This is a genomic window from Tistrella mobilis KA081020-065 (genome assembly GCF_000264455.2).
Lineage (GTDB): Bacteria > Pseudomonadota > Alphaproteobacteria > Tistrellales > Tistrellaceae > Tistrella > Tistrella mobilis.
This window is the reverse complement of the sequence record NC_017956.1, coordinates 1,812,973-1,831,577: the sequence shown is the minus strand read 5'-3', so window position 1 is coordinate 1,831,577 and position 18,605 is coordinate 1,812,973. Positions and strand designations below refer to the sequence as shown.

General features: G+C 66.5%; 18 protein-coding genes. 16 read left to right on the top strand and 2 right to left on the bottom strand.

The window, feature by feature from the left end:
• Positions 1 to 68: 68 nt before the first annotated feature.
• Positions 69 to 374, bottom strand: a complete 306-nt coding sequence (locus tag TMO_RS32115; protein ID WP_228382334.1) for a hypothetical protein — start codon at positions 372 to 374, stop codon at positions 69 to 71.
• Here TMO_RS32115 and TMO_RS08280 point away from each other — a divergent pair.
• From TMO_RS08280 to TMO_RS08210, 15 genes are all read left to right on the top strand, one after another.
• Positions 270 to 1,385 (top strand): aconitase family protein, encoded by a 1,116-nt coding sequence (locus TMO_RS08280; protein WP_228382303.1) that lies wholly within the window; start codon positions 270 to 272, stop codon positions 1,383 to 1,385. The two genes, TMO_RS32115 and TMO_RS08280, sit on opposite strands and share 105 nt — an antisense overlap.
• A 58-nt stretch (positions 1,386 to 1,443) precedes the next feature.
• Positions 1,444 to 1,974: a 3-isopropylmalate dehydratase gene (locus tag TMO_RS08275; RefSeq protein WP_014745164.1), complete on the top strand. Its 531-nt coding sequence runs from the start codon at positions 1,444 to 1,446 to the stop codon at positions 1,972 to 1,974.
• Between the two features lie 4 nt (positions 1,975 to 1,978).
• Positions 1,979 to 2,845, top strand: coding sequence for a branched-chain amino acid ABC transporter permease (locus TMO_RS08270; RefSeq protein ID WP_014745163.1), 867 nt, complete (start codon positions 1,979 to 1,981; stop codon positions 2,843 to 2,845).
• A 21-nt stretch (positions 2,846 to 2,866) separates the two neighbouring features.
• On the top strand, positions 2,867 to 3,829 hold the full coding sequence (locus TMO_RS08265; protein WP_145978097.1) for a branched-chain amino acid ABC transporter permease: 963 nt from the start codon (positions 2,867 to 2,869) through the stop codon (positions 3,827 to 3,829).
• Positions 3,826 to 4,665 (top strand): ABC transporter ATP-binding protein, encoded by an 840-nt coding sequence (locus TMO_RS08260; protein ID WP_014745161.1) that lies wholly within the window; start codon positions 3,826 to 3,828, stop codon positions 4,663 to 4,665. The genes TMO_RS08265 and TMO_RS08260 overlap by 4 nt, the downstream gene beginning before the upstream one ends.
• Positions 4,658 to 5,377, top strand: a complete 720-nt coding sequence (locus tag TMO_RS08255) for an ABC transporter ATP-binding protein (RefSeq protein WP_014745160.1) — start codon at positions 4,658 to 4,660, stop codon at positions 5,375 to 5,377. Before TMO_RS08260 ends, TMO_RS08255 begins: the two co-directional genes overlap by 8 nt.
• A gap of 88 nt (positions 5,378 to 5,465) precedes the next feature.
• On the top strand, positions 5,466 to 6,698 hold the full coding sequence (locus tag TMO_RS08250) for an ABC transporter substrate-binding protein (RefSeq protein ID WP_014745159.1): 1,233 nt from the start codon (positions 5,466 to 5,468) through the stop codon (positions 6,696 to 6,698).
• A gap of 86 nt (positions 6,699 to 6,784) precedes the next feature.
• Positions 6,785 to 7,648, top strand: coding sequence for an isocitrate lyase/PEP mutase family protein (locus TMO_RS08245; RefSeq protein ID WP_014745158.1), 864 nt, complete (start codon positions 6,785 to 6,787; stop codon positions 7,646 to 7,648).
• A 50-nt stretch (positions 7,649 to 7,698) separates the two neighbouring features.
• A complete protein-coding gene (locus TMO_RS08240; protein WP_187297820.1) occupies positions 7,699 to 8,526 on the top strand; it encodes an IclR family transcriptional regulator in 828 nt (275 codons plus the stop codon).
• A 571-nt stretch (positions 8,527 to 9,097) separates the two neighbouring features.
• Positions 9,098 to 9,304: a cold-shock protein gene (locus tag TMO_RS08235; protein ID WP_014745156.1), complete on the top strand. Its 207-nt coding sequence runs from the start codon at positions 9,098 to 9,100 to the stop codon at positions 9,302 to 9,304.
• A gap of 372 nt (positions 9,305 to 9,676) precedes the next feature.
• A complete protein-coding gene (locus TMO_RS08230; RefSeq protein WP_014745155.1) occupies positions 9,677 to 9,883 on the top strand; it encodes a cold-shock protein in 207 nt (68 codons plus the stop codon).
• 247 nt (positions 9,884 to 10,130) lie between these two features.
• A complete protein-coding gene (locus tag TMO_RS08225) occupies positions 10,131 to 11,123 on the top strand; it encodes a UDP-2,3-diacylglucosamine diphosphatase (RefSeq protein WP_014745154.1) in 993 nt (330 codons plus the stop codon).
• Positions 11,124 to 11,126: 3 nt separating this feature from the next.
• Positions 11,127 to 12,239 carry a glycosyltransferase family 4 protein gene (locus tag TMO_RS08220; protein WP_014745153.1) on the top strand — a complete coding sequence of 371 codons (1,113 nt, stop codon included), beginning with the start codon at positions 11,127 to 11,129 and terminating at the stop codon, positions 12,237 to 12,239.
• A gap of 62 nt (positions 12,240 to 12,301) precedes the next feature.
• On the top strand, positions 12,302 to 13,147 hold the full coding sequence (locus TMO_RS08215) for a sterol desaturase family protein (protein WP_014745152.1): 846 nt from the start codon (positions 12,302 to 12,304) through the stop codon (positions 13,145 to 13,147).
• Positions 13,148 to 13,262: 115 nt separating this feature from the next.
• Positions 13,263 to 15,380 (top strand): methyl-accepting chemotaxis protein, encoded by a 2,118-nt coding sequence (locus TMO_RS08210; protein WP_014745151.1) that lies wholly within the window; start codon positions 13,263 to 13,265, stop codon positions 15,378 to 15,380.
• 15 nt (positions 15,381 to 15,395) lie between these two features.
• Here the strand turns inward: TMO_RS08210 and TMO_RS08205 are convergent, their stop codons facing one another.
• Positions 15,396 to 15,995 carry a TrmH family RNA methyltransferase gene (locus tag TMO_RS08205; protein ID WP_014745150.1) on the bottom strand — a complete coding sequence of 200 codons (600 nt, stop codon included), beginning with the start codon at positions 15,993 to 15,995 and terminating at the stop codon, positions 15,396 to 15,398.
• A gap of 349 nt (positions 15,996 to 16,344) precedes the next feature.
• Here TMO_RS08205 and TMO_RS08200 point away from each other — a divergent pair, with 349 nt between their 5' ends.
• The gene (locus tag TMO_RS08200) at positions 16,345 to 18,474 is read left to right on the top strand and encodes a methyl-accepting chemotaxis protein (RefSeq protein WP_228382283.1); all 2,130 of its coding nucleotides are present in this window, start codon (positions 16,345 to 16,347) and stop codon (positions 18,472 to 18,474) included.
• Positions 18,475 to 18,605: the final 131 nt, after the last annotated feature.

The window sequence follows — 18,605 nt, the reverse complement described above, 5'->3', positions numbered from 1 at the left end:
TCATTTGGTTCATTCAATGAACCATGATTTGCATATTGACACCAACAAGCAGGCCGCGCAGGATCCACTCAAGTCAAGATGATCACCGGTGCATGAAATCTGGTGGCGTGACGGGAGGACAACAAGTCATGGGCTACACGCTCGCGGAGAAGGTTCTCGCGCGGACCTCGGGTCGCGATCATGTTCGGGCCGGAGACGAAATCGAGGCTCGCCCCGATTTCGTTATCGCGTATGATTTTCCCGGTTATACCGATGTGATCTTCCGTCAGATGCGGGATGATTTCGGTATAGAGCGTGTCGATGATCCATCCCGGTTTGCCATCTTCATCGACCACATGGTTCCGACGGCCACGCCGAAGGAAGAAGAGCTTCACCAGATGACCCGGGCCTGGTGCGCCGAACAGGGCGCAGCCCTTTACGAGCGCCATGGCATCGGTCATCAGGTCTCGGCCGAGGTCGGCTATGCGGTGCCCGGCGGCTTCGCGGTCCATTTCGACGGTCATGTCAGCCAGCTCGGCGCCTTCGGTTCGCTGGCGATCGGGCTGCGCCGCAACCTTCTTGAGGCCTTCGTCCGCCCCGCCATCTCGATCCGGGTGCCAGAGACGGTGCGGATCAATCTGACGGGCTCTCTCCGGCCGGGGGTGATGGCGCGGGATGTCTTCCACCATCTGGTCCGGGCGCTCGGCCCCAAATTCGCCGCCTTCAAAGTGCTGGAGCTGGGCGGGCCGGCGGTTACGGAGATGAGCATCGAAAGCCGGCAGACGATCTGCGGCCTTGCGATGTTCACCGGCGCCACCACCGCTGTCATGATGCCCGACGACAAAACCGCGGACTGGCTGGGAGACCGGCCGAAGCTCGCCCTCGACCCGGTATTCAGCGACACCGATGCCGTCTATGCCGCCCGCCACACCGTCGACCTGTCGGCGCTGGAGCCGGTGGTCGTCCTGCCGCCCACGCCCTCCAATACCCGCGATCTCTCGGAGGTGATCGGCACCGAGGTCCAGGCCGGCTATCTCGGCAGCTGCGCCAGCGGCCGGATCGAGGATCTGCGCGCCGCGGCCCAGGTGCTGAAAGGCCGTCAGATCGCCCCCGGCTTCGCGCTTCATGTCGTGCCGACCAGCCGGGCGCTGATGGCCCGGGCCGCGGCGGAGGGCTTGATCACCACTCTGGTCGAGGCGGGCGCCTTCGTCAGCAGCCCGTCCTGCGACTATTGCTTCGGCCGGATCGCGACCATGGCCGAGGGCCAGCGGGCGGTCTCTACCGGCACGCTCAACGTGCCTGGCCGCATGGGGCATCCGAAGTCCGAAATCTTCCTGTGCAATGCCGCAGCCGTGGCCGCAGCCGCCATCGAAGGCCGGATCGCAGATCCCCGCCGCTATCTCTGACGGCAGCGCCTGTCGTCGGCCCGTTGCCGCCATCTTTCCCCATCCAGGAGTGCAGCCCATGTCGCTGCCCGATCTCCGCGGTCGCGCCGTCTGGGTGTTCCGCGAGGACGACTACGACATCGACCGCATCATCGGTGTCGAGAACATCAAGATCACCGACATCGACGCGCTGGCCGCGCTGGTGATGAAGGATGACGAGCCCGGCTTTCCGCAGAAGGTCCGGCCCGGCGACCTGCTGGTCGGCGCCGACAATTTCGGCTACGGCCATCCGCATTATCCGGCGATGCGCGCCATGCGCCATCTGGGTGTCGCGGGCGTGATCGCCGACGGTTTCTCGCCCGGCTTCTGGCGGGGTGAAATCAGCATGGGCTTTCCGCTGATCCCCTGCCCCGGCGTCGCGGCCGCCACCGACCGCTTCGACAGCCTGGAGGTCGACTGGCAGGCAGGCTGCGTCCGCAACCTGACCAGGGGCTGGGAAAAGCCGTTCGAACCGCTGTCGGTCGCCGACCGGGCGATGCTCGAAGCGGGCGGACTGGTGCCCTATCTCAAGCGCGCGGTCGATGCCGATCGCGCCCGCACCGGAGGCTGATCCCATGCTTGCGCAAATGGCGGTCAGCGGCATCGCGCTCGGTGCCATCTACGGTCTCGTCGCGCTCGGCATCGTGCTGGTCTATCGGGCGACGGGGGTGATCAATTTCGCCCATGGCGAAGGCGTCATGATCTCGGCCTTCATCGCCTGGACCCTGCTCGAAGCCGGCGTCCCCTACTGGCTGGCGGCCATCCTGACCATCGCCGCCGCCGCCCTGATCGGCCTTGCGATCGAAGTGGTGCTGATCGGCCGTTTCATCGGCAAGCCACTGCTCGCCAATGCGATCGCCACCCTCGGCCTGTATCTCATCCTGGGCGACGTCGCGGTCTGGATCTGGGGCAAGGATCCCCACGACATGGCCGGGCCGTTCTCGCAGGCGCCGATCCTGATCGGCGGCGTGGCGGTCAGTCTCGCCGATCTCGGCATCATCGCGACCTGTCTGGTGCTGTCGGCGGCGCTCTTCGCCTTCTTCCGCTATGCCCGGACCGGTATCGCCATGCAGGCGGCCATGAGCAACGAAACCGCGGCCCGGCTGCAGGGCGTGCCAGTGGCCCGCATGCACGGCCTCGCCTGGATGCTTTCCTACATGGTGGGTGCTGTGGCCGGCCTGCTGATCGCACCGCTGACCTTCCTTCATTTCACCATGATGCAGCAGGCCCTGCACTTCGCCTTTGCCGCCGCGGTTCTGGGCGGGTTGACCTCGATGCCGGGCGCGCTCGTCGGCGGCGCCATCGTCGGGCTGACAGCGAACCTCACCGGCGCTTATGTCGACTCGGCGTTCAAGGAATTCATGCCCTTCCTGGTCATGCTCGCGATCCTGATCGTCAAGCCCGCCGGCCTGCTCGGCCGCCACGCGACCAAGAAGATCTGAGGCGGAGGGAGACCTATGACCATGAGCCTCGATCTGCCCGCCGCGCGCAGCCGCCCCGGCCGTCTGGCCCTCACGGGCCTCGGCGTCGCCATCCTGCTGGCCCTGCCCTTCATCCTCGGCGGCTATTTCCTGTTCATCGCCAGCCTGGTGCTGGTCTATGTACTGGCGGCCTTCGGCACCAATCTGCTCACCGGCTACACCAATCTCATCTCGCTGGCAGGGGCCGTGTTCTTCGGCATCGGCGCCTATGGCGCCGCCATCCTGACCGGGGAATACGGTGTCACTCTGCTGGTCGCGGCGCTTGCCGCAGGCCTTGTCGCCATGGTCGTCGGCCTGCTGCTCGCCATCCCGCTGCTGCGCCTGGAAGAGGTCTTTCTTGCCATGGCGACGCTCGGCTTCGTGATGATCTTCGCCGAGATCGCCAAATCGGGCGGCGAACTGACCGGCGGCGAGAACGGCATGGGTGTCGCCGCGCCGGATCTCTTCGGCATGGAACTCGGTGGCGCCGGCACCTACTGGATGCTGCTTGCGGTGGTCGCGGTGCTGATGTGGATGGGGGCCAATTTCGGGGCCAGCCGATGGGGGCGTGCGCTCAAGGCGGTGAAGGGCAGCGAATCCGCCGCCCGGATCATGGGGCTCGACACCGCCCGCCTCAAGATCGTCGCCTTCGCGCTGTCCTCCTTCTATTGCGGCGTCGCCGGTGCGCTCTACGGCCCGCTGATCCGCTTCATCGACCCGTCCACCTTCGATCTGATGGTCTCGATCAGCTTCGTGTCCATGGTGATCGTGGGTGGGCTGGGCTCGATCCGCGGCTCGATCCTGGGCGCCGCCTTCGTGATCGCGGTGCCGCAATGCCTCACCTATCTGGGGCTCGATCAGGTCCAGCGGTCGGTCTATGGCCTCGCCATGATCCTGTCGCTGATGTTCCTGCCGGGCGGCCTTTCGGGCCTTGGCCACACGCTGTTCCGGAGGCATCGCCCGTGACCGCTGCACCCGAACTGCTGACCATTCGCGACCTCGCCATCTCTTTCGGCGGCCTGAAGGCCGTGGACGGCATCGATGTGACCGTCGGGCAGGGGGACGTCCATGCCCTGATCGGCCCCAACGGTGCCGGCAAGACCACCGTGCTCAACTGTGTCAGCCGGTTCTACGACGCCGCGCGCGGCAGCATCCGCTTCGGCGGCCAGGAGCTTCTGGGCCTCAAGCCCCACCGGGTCGCCCGGCTCGGCATTGCGCGCACCTTCCAGAACCTTGAGCTGTTCCCGGAACTGAGCGTGCTCGACAACGTGCTGATCGGCCGCGACCGGGCGATGTCGGCGGGCATTCTGCCGGCCATGCTGCGCCTGCCGTCGGAACGGCGCGAAGCGATCCGCGAACGCGACCATGCCCTTGGTCTGATCGACGAGGTGGGGCTTGGCGGCGATGCCGACGCCATCGTCGCGGATCTCCCCTATGGCCGTCAGAAGCTCGCCGAACTCGCCCGCGCTCTGGCACTGGATCCCAGACTGCTGCTGCTGGACGAACCGGCCGCTGGCATGAACCAGACCGAAGCGCGCACCCTCGGCGACCTGCTGCTACGGCTGCGCGATCGTCACGGCCTGACCATCCTGCTGATCGAGCACAACATGTCGCTGGTGATGCGGGTGTCGGACCGGATCACGGTCATGGAGCAGGGCCGCTTCCTTGCCGCCGGCACCCCGCCCGAGATCGAGCGCCACGAAGCCGTGATTGCCGCCTATCTGGGCAATCGCGATGCGGATGCCATCCCCCGGCGCGACCGGCGCCGCCTGGGCCCGACGAAGGAGATGGCCCATGCCTGATACGCCCATTCTGGAGGTCTCGGGCCTCGTCGCCGCCTATGGGGCGATCCGTGCCCTGCACGGGATCGATCTGTCGCTCATGCCGGGCGAGGTTGTGGCCGTGCTGGGGGCCAACGGCGCCGGCAAGACCACCCTGCTGCGCTGCCTGTCGGGGCTGCTGAAGCCGGTCGACGGCCGGATCGTCTTCGACGGCGACGACATTGCAGGAAAGCCGGCCGAAGGGCTGGTCGCCCGCGGCATCTCGCATGTTCCCCAGGGCCGGATGGTGTTTCCGGGATTGAGCGTGCGCGAGAACCTGATCGTCGGCGGCTGGACCCGCGACCGTGCCGCCACGGCGCAGGGCATCGATCGCGCCTGCACCTATTTCCCCCGGCTTGCCGAGCGCATGGACCAGCAGGCCGGCACGCTGTCGGGTGGCGAGCAACAGATGCTCGCCGTCGCCCGCGGGCTGATGTCGCAGCCCCGCCTGCTGATGCTCGACGAACCCTCGATGGGTGTCGCGCCGGTGATCAAGGCCGTGATCTTCGACGCGCTCGCCGACATCGCCCGCGATGAGGGCGTCACCATGCTGATCGTCGAACAGGATGCCGAACTGGCGCTCGACCTCGCCGACCGCGGCTATGTGCTGGAAACCGGCAGTCTGGCGGTCCAGGGCCCGGCCGAAGCGCTGCTCGTCGATGATGCCCTGCGCCGTGCCTATCTGGGCGGCTGATCCGCCCCCCTTGAAGACTTCGCATCCGCACCGCCGGCGGATCCGCCCGCATCAAGAGATCCCCGGCACCACAGGGAGGAGAGACCGGATGACCCTGCGCTTCGACCGGCTGCGCCGCCGTCTGCTGACGGCTGCCGCCGCCATCGCCCTTGCATCCGCCCTGCCGGCGGGGCTGTCGCACCCGGCTTTCGCCGCAGATCCCGGCGTTTCCGACGACGCCGTCAAGGTCGGCAGCACCCTCGCCCTCTCGGGCACGCTCGCCTATATGGGCAAGGCCGTGCAGGAGGGTATGGAAACCTATTTCGGCATGCTGAACGATCAGGGCGGCGTCAACGGCCGCAAGATCGAACTCGTCTCCTATGACGATGAATTCAAGCCGCCAAAGGCCGTCGCCAACGCCAAGCTGCTGGTGGAGCGCGACGACGTGCTGGCCCTGGTCGGCCCGGTCGGCACTGCTACGGTACTCGCGGCCTACGAATATCTGGAACCGAAGGGCGTGCCGATCGTGGGCGCGCTCAGCATTTCGGATGCGGTGACCAACCCGCCGCGGAAGCTGCTCTTCGCCCTGCCCTCGCCGCAGTCGACCGAGGCCCCGGCCTATGTCGACTATGCCGTGAACGAGTTGGGCGCCCGAAAGATCGCGATGCTGGTTCAGAACGACGCCTGGGGTAAACCGGCGCAGGAGTATACCGAGAAGCAGCTCGCCACTCATGGCATGAAGCTGGTCGAGGTCCAGAATTTCGAGCGCCTGGCCACCGATCTCACCAGCCAGGTGGCGCGGCTGAAGGCGGCCGAGCCGGATGTGGTCATCCTCTACGCCCTGGGCCAGCAGGCGGCGATCTTCTTCAAGAATGCCGAGAAGCTGGGCTGGAACCCGACCGTGTTCGGCGCGGGTGGCCTGAATGATCCCAAATTCGTCGAGCTGCTGGGCGGCGGTGCCGGCAAGACCCTCTATGTCGCCTCCTATTACGACCCGGTCGATGGCGAGAACCCGGCGATCAAGGCCTTTGTCGCGGAATACGGCAAGCGCTTCCCGAAATCGACCCCGTCCAGCCTGGCGCTGATGGGCTATTCGGCGGCGGCGACTTTCGCCGAAGCCCTGAAGCAGGCGGGCGACGACCCCACCCGCGAAAAGCTGGTCGGCGCGCTCGAAGGCATGAAGGGCTTCGATCAGAAGATCGGCCCCGCGATCACCTTCGCGCCGCTGTCGGACGATCCCTATTCGCGCCGCGGCCAGACCGGCGTGGTGCTGATGCAGCTCAAGGATGGCGGCTTCCGCTCACTCGGCGCCGTGATCGACCCGGTTCGCGGTGGCAAGTAACCGTGCCTGAGGCCGGCCGGGTGGCGCACCCGGCCGGCCGCGCCGCACGACAGATGCGCTCCTTTCCACGAAAGAGAATCCAATCGATGTCCCATGCCCGCATGCTCCGCGACCGGATCGAGGCCGGCCAGACCGTCTGGATGGCCGGTGCCTATGACGTGTTGTCGGCCCGGCTGGTCGCCGATGCCGGCTTCGACGCCGTCTTCACCACCGGCTTCGGCGTCTCGGCCAGCCTGCTGGGAGAGCCGGATGTCGAGCTTTACACCATGACCGAGAATGTGGGTGTGGTCCGCGCTATCGGCGACGTGATCGACATGCCACTGGTTGCCGATGCCGATACCGGCTACGGCAATGTGGTCAACATCGTGCGCACCGTGCGCGCCTTCGAGAAGGCCGGTGCCGCCGCGATGATCTTCGAGGACCAGGTCGTGCCCAAGCGCTGCCCGGTGGTCGCTGGCGCGCTTGAGATCCTGCCCATCGACGAAGCCACGGCCAAGATCCGGGCGGCCGTCGATGCCCGCCGCGATCCGGACACCATCATCGTCGCCCGCACCGATGCCGAGACCATGGAAGAGTGCATCCGCCGCGGCCAGGCCTATGCCGAGGCCGGCGCCGACCTCATCCAGCCGATTTCACGCTGCGTGAAGTCGAAAACCGATCTCGTCGCGCTCCGGCATGCGGTGGGCAAGCCGCTGTCGCTGCAGATCCTGGGCTGGCTGGAAGATGAACTGTCGCCCGAGGAAATTGCCGATGTCGCAGGCTTTGCCACCTTCCCGCTGGTGCCGCTGATGACGGCGACCCAGGCGCTGGTCGACAATCTGTCCGTGCTGGCGCGCGATCGCAGCACCCGCAACCTGCCCCGCGCCCGCACCCAGCCGCAGCTGTTCAAGAGCCTGATCGGCTACTCGCGCATTGAAGAGTTGCAGGATAAGTATATCCGCGGCAGATGACGGCAGACGCGATCCCGGCCGAGCGGCCGGTATGGGTGAAAGTGGCAGGCATGAAGGCGAACGGACGGATGGGTGACGAGCCCGAGACGACAGCCGCAGGCGGCGAGACCGTAGGGAGCGACAGCGGCCCGACCACGGTGCGTGCCGTGCTGCGCGCGGTCCAGGTGCTGCGCGCCTTCACCGTCGTCGAACCCTGGGCGACCCTGACCGAAGTCGTCGCCCGGACCGGCCTCGACAAGGCCACGACGCGGCGGCTGCTGGTGACACTGATCGAAGCGGGTCTCGTGGTCCAGGACCGCGAGACCCATCGCTACGCCCTCAGCCTGGCGATGATCGAGCTGTCCAGCGCCGTACCCGACAATCTGGGGCTGCGCAAGGCTGCGGCCCCGATCCTCACCGATCTGGCGCGCGAGATCGACGGGACGACCTTTCTGTCAATTTACCGCGAACATTCAGCGCTTTGCCTTGAGAAGTTCCACCATGACCGATCGATTCAGGTGCGCTGGTGGGCAGTGGGCGGTGCCCTGCCCGCCAATGTCGGCGGTGCCCCCAAGCTGCTGCTCGCCTTCCAGCCATTGGCAGAGATCGAGCGCGCGATCGGCCAGGGATTGAGCCGGCTTACCCCGCACAGCATCACCGATGCCGATACCTTCCGGGAGGAACTCGGCCGGATCCGCACGCAGGGGCACGTCATCGCCGTCGATGACGTGGTCGAAGGCCTGGCGGCCATGGCGGCACCGGTGCGCGATCGCGACGGCCGGGTGATCGCGGCCGTTTCCCTCGCCGGCCTCACCCCGCATATCGCAGGCAGCCGTGCGGCCGCAAATCTGGCGGCATTGCTCGATGCCGCACGCCGGATCAGCCAGAGCGTGGGCTGATCGGCACGGCTTTCGCCCCGTGCCGCCACGCGCGCGATTCCAGGCCGTACAGGGGGTTGCGCGCCATTTTGCTGTCGCATCCGGCCTGGAACCTGCCTATAGTGGTTGAAGTCATCGTTTCGAATCAGACGATGACCCGCAGGCGATCCCGCCCGCAGGACGGTTCCGTGCCTCGTTCTCCGACCATACCCCGGTCTTCGTTCGAGCGCTCGGGGTGTCGTTTTCCGGGTGGGTTCCGGCGGAACCTCTGGAATCAGGAGCGCGCGCGTACCGGCAGGCGATTTCGCCCCCAGCCCCCGTCCGGCCAAGTCTTACGGATCCCGTCAGCGCGGTTCCAGACCTACCCGTTCAGGCAACGGCACGGCGCCATCGCCGCTCAGTTTCTCCGAAAGTAAAAACCAAACCGGCGGCCGAAAAGGCTGGAGGATTGCGCTACCTGGAGTGGTGTGTCCTGCCTTGGTCCGGGACATGGAACCTTTCGGCGTCTCACCGGTTTCCACGCCTCCTTGTATCGTGACGTCCGCCGCGGGGAACGGCGGGCTCCGCAGTCGGAAGGGAAGGGCGACGCGCCATGGCGACCGGCACCGTCAAGTGGTTCAACAGCACCAAGGGCTACGGCTTCATCACGCCTGATACCGGCGGCAAGGATGTTTTCGTGCACATCAGCGCGGTTGAGCGGGCCGGCCTGACGACCCTGAACGAGGGTCAGCGGCTGGAGTACAACGTGTTGACCGAGCGCAAGGGCGAGAAGGCCGTCGATCTCGTTCCGGCCGACTGACAACCCGGCTTCCGGATCCCGGTCGCAGGCCCCGCAGGGAGGCGGGGCAGCGGGTGGTATCCGGTCGGGTCTCCGGCGACGGAGACCCTGCACGACGCATGGCGCTTCCACAAGCGCCGTGACGGGTGGCTGTCAGGCCGGCCATCCGTACCGGATCAGGTTTGCACCAGATCGGGACGGATGCGGGGCCGGACCGCCGCAGGACCAGGAGTGCGCGTACCGGAAGATGCCGGACGGCGGGGAGGAACCGGCGATCCGCATCGACGCTGAACAGTGTCCGGTCACTTTCCGCCTCCATCATCACGTCCGGCGGACCGATCGCGTGTGGAGACGCGGCCGTCGGATCACCAAGACCAGGAAGAGCGACCAGACATGGCGACCGGCACCGTTAAGTGGTTCAACAGCACCAAGGGCTACGGCTTCATCACCCCCGACGAGGGCGGAAAGGACGTCTTCGTGCATATCAGCGCCGTTGAGCGCGCGGGCCTCTCGACGCTGAACGAGGGACAGCGTCTCGAGTACAGCCTGCTCACCGAGCGCAAGGGTGACAAGGCCGTGGATCTGGTTCCCGCCGACTGAGGCGGAGCCGGACTCCCGGGTTTCGAGAAAACGGGCGGCAGCGCAGGCTGTCGCCCGTTTTCGTTGCGGGATTACCCTTCTTTCCCGGAACCTCTTCTTTCCCGGAACCATCGTCACCGGAACGTCATTGCCACGCCATAAAACCTGACGGTCGAACGGGTTAAGACTTCGCTCCGAGAAAGCGACACGTGCCGAGGGAGCGGTGCTCCGCCGCTTCAGGCGCCAGTCGCCCGGAGGGCCCTTGCCGATGACCACGGTCGCACGAGTTCAGCCGCCGCTCTCCTTTCGCCCGGGTACCACGGCATCAGGCGATCACGACCATGCCGGCCATCCCCACCGACGGCCGCCGGCAGGCCAGGACCGGCGAACGGTCGACAGCCGTACGGAGGGCGAACGCCGGCAGTATCGGACGGTGTTCATTTCCGATCTTCATTTGGGTACGCGCTTCTGTCGCACCGATCTGCTGCTCGATTTTCTCGACACCGTCGACTGCGATCACTTGTTTCTGGTCGGTGATATCGTCGACGGCTGGCGGCTGCGCCGGTCCTGGTTCTGGGATGGGCCCCATAATCAGGTCGTGCAGGCGATCCTCGCCAAGGCCGCGGCGGGCACCCGGGTCACCTGGGTGATCGGCAATCACGACGAGTGCCTGATGGCCTATGCCGGCCTCGCCTTCGGCGGAATCGAACTGGTCCGCGAAAGCGAGCACGAGCTGGCCGACGGCCGACGCTTCCTGATCGTCCATGGCGATGCCTTCGACATGGTGGTGCGCTATGCGAAGGGCGTCGCCCTGCTGGGCGACGTTGCCTACAACCTGGCGCTTCGGGTGAATCGCTGGCTGAACATCGCGCGCAGACGGCTTGGCCTGCCCTACTGGTCGCTTTCGGCCTATCTGAAACAGCGGGTCAAGGAAGCGGTCGACTTCATCAACCGCTTCGAGCATGCCGTGACCGACGAGGCCCGGCGCCGCGGTTATGACGGCGTGGTCTGCGGTCATATTCACCATGCCGACATCCGCGAAACCGATGGCATCGTCTATGCCAATGACGGCGACTGGGTCGAAAGCTGCACGGCCATCGCCGAAACCCGCGATGGCCGTCTGCAGATCCTCGACTGGGGCGCCCGCGCCCGCCGCCGCGAACTCGTGGCCCTGGCCCGTGCCCGCCGGTCCCAGACCACCGGTGGGCTGCTGCCGGCGCCGGCCGATGCCCGTCGCCCTGCGCGTGAGCCGGCGGCCTGATCGATGACCCAGGACATCACGCCCCCCGTCACGCGCCTCGCCCTGGTCACCGATGCCTGGGCGCCACAGGTCAATGGTGTGGTCCGCACGCTGGGACGCATGGTCGATGCCATGACGGCAGGTGGTGCCGCAGTCAGGGTGATCGCGCCTGCCGACTTCCGCACCCTGCCCTGCCCCACCTATCCGGAAATCCGGCTCGCACTCGCCACCCCGGCCATGGTCGGGCGGCGGATCCTGGCCCACCGCCCTGATGCCCTGCACATTGCGACCGAGGGCCCCCTCGGCAGCGCCGCACGGCGCTGGGCTTTGCGCCATGGCATCCCCTTCACCACCGCCTTTCACACCCGCTTTCCGGAATATGTCGCCGCCCGCACCGGCCTGCCGCTCAGCCTCTCCTATGGCTTCATGCGCCGGTTTCACAATGCCGGGGTGCGGACCATGGTTGCGACCCCCTCGCTTGCCGAGGACCTCAGGCAGCGGGGGTTTTCGCAGGTCGCCATGTGGTGCCGCGGCGTCGACCTCGACGGTTTTTCGCCCACCCTCCGCGGGACACCGCCCCCTCAGGGCGATGATGAACTCGCGCGGCTTCCCGACCTGCCTCGCCCCCTGATGCTCTATGTCGGCCGGGTGGCGGTGGAAAAGAATATCCAGGCCTTTCTCAGCACGCCGGATCTGCCCGGCACCCGGGTGGTGATCGGCGACGGTCCGGCCCGGCCGGAGTTGATGCGGCGACACCCGGATGCCGTCTTCCCGGGGCTGCGCCGCGGTGCCGCCCTTGCCTGGGCCTATGCTCAGGCCGATGTCTTCGTCTTTCCCAGCCGCACCGATACTTTCGGTCTGGTCATGCTGGAGGCGATGGCGAGTGGCGTGCCGGTTGCCGGCTATCCGGTTACCGGCCCGATCGACGTGGTCGACGAGGCCGGCGGTACCGGCGCGCTCGATGCAGACCTGGGCGCCGCAATCCGCCGGGCACTGCCTCTGGGCGGCAGCGCGGCACGCAGCCATGCGGAGCGTTTTACCTGGGACGCCTGCGCAAGCCGTTTTCAGGCGCTGCTCGCACCGTTTTCCCCAGCCCGTCTGCCGGCGCCCGCCGGAAAGGCTGCGCTGGCAGGGTGACGGCAGGGCGGCTGCGCCCCATATCGACGATGACACCCCATCACGCGTCGAGGTTGCCGCAGATGCCCGCCACATCCGATCCCGCCGGCATCGCGGCGGTGGAAGGCCTTGTCCGCGGCCTGCTGTTCCTCGGCGGGTTCCTGCTGCTGGCCCTGGCGGAGCGGTGGCGGCCGCGGCGCGGCCGGCATCACAGGCTCGACCGTCGCCGGCGGTGGACCACCAATCTGGGTCTTGCGGTCATCGATACCCTGGTCCTGCGTCTTGTTCTGCCGGCAGCCGCGGTGGGCGCCGCTCTCGGCTTCGAAGCGCAGGGTCTGGGCGCCTTCCCGATGCTGGGTCTGCCCGGCTGGCTGGCCGCCGTGGTCGGTTTCCTGGCGCTCGATCTCGCGATCTGGGCGCAGCACGTGGCGATGCACCGTGTGCCACTGCTCTGGCGGCTGCACCGCATCCACCATCTCGATACCGCCCTCGACACGACGACGGCCCTGCGCTTTCACCCCGCCGAAATCCTGCTCTCTGCCGGCTGGAAGATCCTGGTCATTCTGGTGCTCGGCATACCGGCCACGGCAGTTCTCGCCTTCGAAGCGGCCCTGAGCCTGGCGGCGCTGTTCAACCATGCCGATCTCGATCTCGGCCAGGCAGACCGGCCACTCTCCAGTGTCATTGCCACACCGGACTGGCATCGCATCCATCATTCGACGGTTCCGGCCGAGACCGACAGCAATTACGCCTTTCTGCTGACCCTCTGGGACCGGCTGTCGGGGCTGGCCCGGACGGCGCCGGCAGGGGGGCATGACGCGATGAACATCGGCCTTCAGGACGACCCGGCCGGGCGGGCATCGCTACCCGGACTTCTTATCCTGCCCCTCCGGAAACACGATCCGGGATCTTCCAACCGGTTTGCATGATGCAGCACTTTTACGCAAATCATGTAAACTTGATTCTAGTAATGATTGATTAACCAAGCTCGGCATACCTTCGGAATCTCGGTGTTCGTCGGCCACTTCGCCCAAAGGGTTTCGCATGCGTATCTCACTCGGGCTCTCCGCCAAGATCATCCTCATCGGCGGCGGGGCGCTCGCAGCCCTTCTGGCGATCGGCATCCTGGCGGTCAGCCGGGTGGCCGAAGATCGTGTGCTCGACCTCTCCCGCGAGTCGGGTCGCACCCTCTCGCGTGAGATCGCACAGGAAGCCGCGCGAAGCCTCTCCCTCGATCTTTCGATCGCCCGCGGCATCGCCAGCACGATGGAGACGCTGAAGGCGCAGGGGGTCAGCAGCAGGGCAACCTATGATGCCGTCCTGGAACGGAATTTCACCGAGCACCCGGACCTGCTCGCCGTCTGGGCGGCTTTCGAGCCCAATGCCGTCGACGGCCAGGACATCCTCTTCCAGGGCGAGGAGAACACCGACGACAGCGGGCGCTACCTCACCCGGTTCAGCCGGGTCAAGGGGGCCCGCGAACTCGGCGCCGTCACGGGCTATGCCGACGGACCGGATGCCGGCTTCTACCGGTCGCCGGTCGAGACCGGCAAGCCCTATGCCAGCCCGCCGGTGATCCGGCGGATCGCGGGCATTGATGTGCAGACCATCTCGCTCTCTGCCCCGATCCGCCTCGACGGCAAGGTGATCGGCGTCGCCGGCGTCGATCTCAATCTGAAGGTCTGGAATGATCGCCTGAACGCGATCCATCCGCTGGATGCGGGCAACGCCGTGCTGTTCACCGACGGCGCCCTGACGGTGACCCACCCCGATCCGTCCAAAATCGGGGCGCCGCTGACCGATCTGTCGGCCGATGCTGCAGATTTCGCCGATGCCGTTCGCCGGGGCGAGGCGCTGGAGCGCACCGCCTGGTCGCCCAGTGTCGAGGCCATGGTTTTCCGGAACGCCGTGCCGGTCGCCATCACGGGTCTGGAGAGGCCGTGGAGCGTCCTGGTCAACATCCGCGAAGACGCCATGCGCGCGGCATCCTGGGAGATCCGCGATGCGATGGTGATCGGCGGCATCGTGCTCGTGGTCCTGATCGTCGCAGCGCTTGCAGTCACGGTCTGGCTGCTGGTGCAGCGGCCGCTCAAGGCATCGATGACCACGATCGGCCGGCTGACCGATGGCGAGACCGCGATCGACGTGTCCGGCACCCATCGTCGCGACGAGATTGGCGGGCTCAACCGCGCCCTGGTGCATTTCCGGGACACGCTGGCCGAGGCGGAGCGCCTGCGTCTTGCCCAGGCAGCGGCGGAACGCCGGGCGGAAGAGGCGCGGCGGGAATCGACGCTCGGCCTCGCCGATACGCTGGAACGCGAGGTGCGGGGCATCGCCGACGAAATGACCGAACTTGCCCAGGAGCTGGAGCGCGGCGCGGCCGAGATGCGGGGCATCGCCGACACAACCTCGGCCAATTCGGCGACCGTCGCCGCGGCCGGCGAAGAGACCAATGTCAACGTCCAGACCGTTGCCACGGCGACCGAAGAACTGACCGCGTCGGCTCACGAAATCGGCCGGCAGGTCACCACCGCCTCTGACATCATCGCCGAGGCATCGAGCCGCGCGGCCGACACCGACGGAATCGTCCGCAGGCTTGCCGGTTCGGCCCGCCAGATCGGCGATGTGGTGCAGTTGATCAACGATATCGCCGCGCAGACCAATCTGCTGGCGCTCAACGCCACGATCGAGGCGGCCCGCGCCGGTGAGGCCGGCAAGGGCTTCGCGGTCGTCGCCTCGGAGGTCAAAACGCTGGCGACCCAGACCGCCAGGGCCACCGAAGAGATCACCGCCAGGATCTCCGCCACCCAGGGCGATACCGAGCAGGCGGTGACCGCCATCGCCCGGATCGTCGAGACCATCGGCCGCGTCCGGGAAGCCTCCACCACCATCGCGAGCGCGGTGGAAGAGCAGATCGCCGCGATCGGCGAGATCGCGCACAACGTCAATCAGGCCGCCGACGGCACCCGTACCATCTCGTCGGCCATCGGAGAGGTGGCGGGCAGTGCCGGACGTACGGCGGAAGCCGCCACTTCGGTCGCCGACGCGACCGGCCATCTGTCCGGCGCGGCGACCACGCTGCGGCGTGCCGTTGAAAACGTGGTCGATTCGCTCCGTCGCGAAGCCCGGGAGACGGCGGAGCGTCTGGGTATGCAGCCCTGATCCCGTGGTCCCGCTTCAATCGGCATAAGGCGGCGGCGGCGGCTCCATCAGGCTGCGATGGGCGTCCAGGAAGGCCGCCATGGTCGCCTCCGCCCGGCGACGGTTCAGCTTCTGCACCGGCCCCGGCCGTTCGCGTGAGCGCAGCCGGTCGAACAGCACCAGACTTGCAGCCATGGCGACGTTCAACGAGAAGCGCATCGGGATCTTCACGACATGGGCCGCCCGGTCCAGGAACTCCGGCGCCAGCATCCCGCGCTCAGGGCCCAGCACATAGATCGCCCGCGACGGGTGTCGGAACGACGGCAGATCGACGGCATCCGGGGTCAGTTCAACGGCCACCAGGGTGAAGCCCTCGGGGAAAACCGTGGCGGCCGGTGTTTCGAAGGCAAGGTGCGGTACCGTCGGCCGTGGCGCCGCGGCCTCGGCGGCGGCGGCCTCTTCCCAGAATCGCCAATGCCGGCTCGCCTGCCAGTCCGCCCCGGCCGTGAAGGTGTAGGATCCGCCATGCGCCGCCGCCAGCCGGTTGAGCGTACCGGCGTTGAAGGGCTTGCTGGACCGGTCGAGGCCGATCGCAAAACAGCCACCGGCCACAGGATCCTCAATGGGTGTCGACATCGGTGCTTTCTCCGTCGGGCCTGTCATCCGCGCGGCAGGTATAACCGCCCGCCGACGGGACCGGCAATCCGTGATCGTCCCAAAGATCGATGCAAACCAATGATATTCACACAGTCTTGAACAATACGGAGATGCCGTGGCTTCCATGAGGGCACATTCCGCCCGCCACAAAATACAAAACTCTCTTTCCGGTTTTGTATTTCAGAATAAACTTCGACTATATAGGTCTAGATTCATTGATAACTGAAGGAGTTGATTAACACATTTCGTCTAAAGTACCTCGCAATGGACGAGAACGCTGTGCAGGCCGGCTGCAGCCAAGTATCCGTGTGGCCGGGACAGGCAGGACATGAACGCGGGGTACCGTATGCGTCTCACGCTCGGGCTTTCATCGAAGATCATCCTCATCGGCGGCGGAGCGCTCGCCGTATTGCTGACTGTCGGGATTACGGCGGTCACCCGGATCGCGGAGAACAGGGTTCTTGAATCCTCGCTTGAGACGGGGCGTACCCTGTCGAAGCAGCTGGCGGCAGAGGTCGGGCGCGATCTTGCCCTTGATGTGGGCACCGCTGCATCTCTCGCCAGCTCACTGAGCGCACTTAAGGCCAATGGCACGACCGATCGCGGTGCCTATGACGCGATCATCGACCGGACTTTTGCGGACAAGACCCATCTGCTCGGTGTCTGGGCAGGCTTCGAGCCAAATGCGCTCGACGGGAACGATGCCGCCTTCCGCAACACGCCCCGTTCGGACGATACCGGTCGCTTCATCAGCTATGTCAACCGGATCGGCGGCACTGAAAATACCAGCCACCTGACCGTCTATACCGGCCCCGGTTCCGAGTATTATCAGATCCCGATGAGCACCGGGAACACCTATCTGACGCCCCCCACCATCTATGACATTGCCGGTCAGAAGGTCATGACGCTGTCGGCATCGGTGCCGATCCTGGTCGCTGACAAGCCGATCGGCGTTGCCGGCGTCGATATCGAACTCGACGGCTGGAACAAGCGGCTGAACGAAACCAAGCCCTTCGGCACCGGCAATGTGCTGCTGTTCACCGATGCGGGGCTGGTGGTCAACCACCCCAAGCCGGAACTGCGCGGCCGGCCGATGAAGGATCTGACCACCGAGGACATCACCGACTATGCCCGCGCCGTGGTCGAAGGACGCGGCATGGAGCGTGTGGCCTGGTCTCCCAGTCTGGAAAAGAACGTCTTCCGCATGGTGGTGCCGGTGAAGATCACCGGCTACGACAAGCCCTGGAGCCTGTTCATCAACATTCCGGAAGACTCGATGCGCGCAGCATCGGTGGATGTGCGTGACAGCATGATCCTCGGCGGCATCGTTCTCGTCATCCTGGTCGTCGTCGCGCTCGCCATCACCGTCATCATGCTGATCAAGCGGCCGCTGACGGCGTCGATGGGCGTCATCGGGCGGCTGACCGAAGGTCATACCGGCATCGACATTCCCGGCACGGACCGCCGCGACGAGATCGGCGGGCTCAATCGCGCCCTGGTGAATTTCCGCGACACGCTTGCCGAGACCGAGCGTCTGCGCCTTGCCCAGGCTGCCGCCGAACGCCGCGCGGAGGAAGCCCGTCGGGAGTCGACACTGGGTCTTGCCGACACCCTGGAGCGCGAAGTGCGGGGCATTGCCGACGAGATGACCGGCCTCGCCCAGGATCTGGAGCGCGGCGCGGCCGAAATGCGCGGCATCGCCGACACGACCTCGGCCAATTCGGCGACCGTCGCCGCGGCCGGCGAAGAGACCAATGTCAACGTCCAGACCGTTGCCACGGCGACCGAAGAACTGACCGCGTCGGCTCACGAAATCGGCCGGCAGGTCACCACCGCCTCGGACATCATCGCCGAAGCTTCGAGCCGCGCGGCGGACACCGACGGGATCGTCCGCAGGCTTGCCGGATCGGCCCGGCAGATCGGCGATGTGGTGCAGCTGATCAACGACATCGCATCGCAGACCAATCTTCTGGCGCTCAACGCCACGATCGAGGCGGCCCGCGCAGGCGAGGCCGGCAAGGGCTTCGCCGTGGTCGCCTCTGAAGTCAAAACCCTGGCCACACAGACCGCAAAAGCAACGGAAGAGATCACCGCCCGCATCGCAGCCACCCAGGGCGACACCGAGCAGGCGGTCGGCGCGATTGCCCGAATCGTCGAGACCATCGGCCGTGTGCGGGAGGCCTCCACCACCATCGCGAGTGCGGTGGAAGAGCAGATCGCCGCGATCGGCGAGATTGCGCACAACGTCAATCAGGCCGCCGACGGCACCCGTACCATCTCGTCCGCCATCGGAGAGGTGGCGGGCGGCGCCGGGCGCACGGCCGAAGCTGCGACTTCGGTTGCAGATGCGACCGCCCATCTCGCCCACAACTCGGAAGCCCTGCGCCGGTCGGTCGAGAATGTGGTCGATTCGCTCCGCCGCGAGGCCCGCGAAACCGGCGAGCGCCTCGGCCTCTGATCCTCACATCATCAATGTCCTTCGCCCCCCGCTCCCCCGGAGCGGGGGGTTGTCGTTCGTGACCGGTACCCATCCGGTTCCGCGACGTTTCGATGGCCGTTTTTTGGCACTTCCGAAACCGCGCGTCCGGG

Excerpts from the sequence above, each read along its gene's own strand:
- TMO_RS08280 (WP_228382303.1), top strand. The coding sequence starts at position 270 with ATGCGGGATGATTTCGGTATAGAGCGTGTCGATGATCCATCCCGGTTT.
- TMO_RS08275 (WP_014745164.1), top strand. The coding sequence starts at position 1,444 with ATGTCGCTGCCCGATCTCCGCGGTCGCGCCGTCTGGGTGTTCCGCGAG.
- TMO_RS08270 (WP_014745163.1), top strand. The coding sequence starts at position 1,979 with ATGCTTGCGCAAATGGCGGTCAGCGGCATCGCGCTCGGTGCCATCTAC.
- TMO_RS08265 (WP_145978097.1), top strand. The coding sequence starts at position 2,867 with ATGAGCCTCGATCTGCCCGCCGCGCGCAGCCGCCCCGGCCGTCTGGCC.
- TMO_RS08255 (WP_014745160.1), top strand. The coding sequence starts at position 4,658 with ATGCCTGATACGCCCATTCTGGAGGTCTCGGGCCTCGTCGCCGCCTAT.
- TMO_RS08250 (WP_014745159.1), top strand. The coding sequence starts at position 5,466 with ATGACCCTGCGCTTCGACCGGCTGCGCCGCCGTCTGCTGACGGCTGCC.
- TMO_RS08245 (WP_014745158.1), top strand. The coding sequence starts at position 6,785 with ATGTCCCATGCCCGCATGCTCCGCGACCGGATCGAGGCCGGCCAGACC.
- TMO_RS08240 (WP_187297820.1), top strand. The coding sequence starts at position 7,699 with ATGAAGGCGAACGGACGGATGGGTGACGAGCCCGAGACGACAGCCGCA.
- TMO_RS08235 (WP_014745156.1), top strand. The coding sequence starts at position 9,098 with ATGGCGACCGGCACCGTCAAGTGGTTCAACAGCACCAAGGGCTACGGC.
- TMO_RS08230 (WP_014745155.1), top strand. The coding sequence starts at position 9,677 with ATGGCGACCGGCACCGTTAAGTGGTTCAACAGCACCAAGGGCTACGGC.
- TMO_RS08225 (WP_014745154.1), top strand. The coding sequence starts at position 10,131 with ATGACCACGGTCGCACGAGTTCAGCCGCCGCTCTCCTTTCGCCCGGGT.
- TMO_RS08220 (WP_014745153.1), top strand. The coding sequence starts at position 11,127 with ATGACCCAGGACATCACGCCCCCCGTCACGCGCCTCGCCCTGGTCACC.
- TMO_RS08215 (WP_014745152.1), top strand. The coding sequence starts at position 12,302 with ATGCCCGCCACATCCGATCCCGCCGGCATCGCGGCGGTGGAAGGCCTT.
- TMO_RS08210 (WP_014745151.1), top strand. The coding sequence starts at position 13,263 with ATGCGTATCTCACTCGGGCTCTCCGCCAAGATCATCCTCATCGGCGGC.
- TMO_RS08205 (WP_014745150.1), bottom strand. The coding sequence starts at position 15,995 with ATGTCGACACCCATTGAGGATCCTGTGGCCGGTGGCTGTTTTGCGATC.
- TMO_RS08200 (WP_228382283.1), top strand. The coding sequence starts at position 16,345 with ATGAACGCGGGGTACCGTATGCGTCTCACGCTCGGGCTTTCATCGAAG.